Raw genomic sequence first — 632 nt, forward strand, 5'->3', positions numbered from 1 at the left:
CTAAAGAAGAAGACGCGCCGTCCAAGGAGCGGCTCGCAAAGCTGGAGGAGGAACTGGGGAACCTGAGCGCCTCGCGCGACGCTATGAAGCTGCAGTGGGAGAACGAGAAGAAAGAAATCGGCGAGAGCCGGAAGCTGAAGGAGGAACTGGAGCAGCTCCGCATTGCCGAAACGCAGTATACGCGGGAGGGCAGGCTCGAAAAGGCGGCGGAAATCCGCTACGCGAAGATTCCCGAAATCGAGAAGCGGCTCCGCGGGTCGGAGGAACGCGCGGAGTCCCGCAAGGGCGCGCAGCAGGCGGGGGCGCGGCAGACGCTGCTCCGGCAGGAAGTGGGCGAGGAGGATATCGCGCGGGTGGTGGCGGCGTGGACGGGCATTCCGGTGAGCAAAATGCAGGCGAGCGAACAGCAGAAGTACCTTGCGCTGGAGGCGGAACTGCACCGGAGGGTTATCGGACAGGACGAGGCGGTGTCGAGCGTGTCGGACGCAATCAGGCGGAACCGCGCGGGGCTTTCGGACGAGAACCGCCCGCTGGGGAGCTTTCTATTCATAGGTCCGACCGGCGTGGGCAAGACGGAACTGGCGAGGGCGCTCGCGGACTTTCTGTTCAACGACGAGCGGGCGCTCCCCCGA

The 632-nt window shown here is 65.0% G+C and carries 1 protein-coding gene; it reads left to right on the top strand.

Annotation, left to right across the window (positions count from 1 at the left end; all coding sequences use genetic code 11):
* Nucleotides 1-632: AAA family ATPase (locus tag AWU74_RS07300; RefSeq protein ID WP_162505008.1), on the top strand; the 632-nt coding region annotated here is incomplete at both ends.

Source organism: Treponema endosymbiont of Eucomonympha sp. (assembly GCF_001028545.1).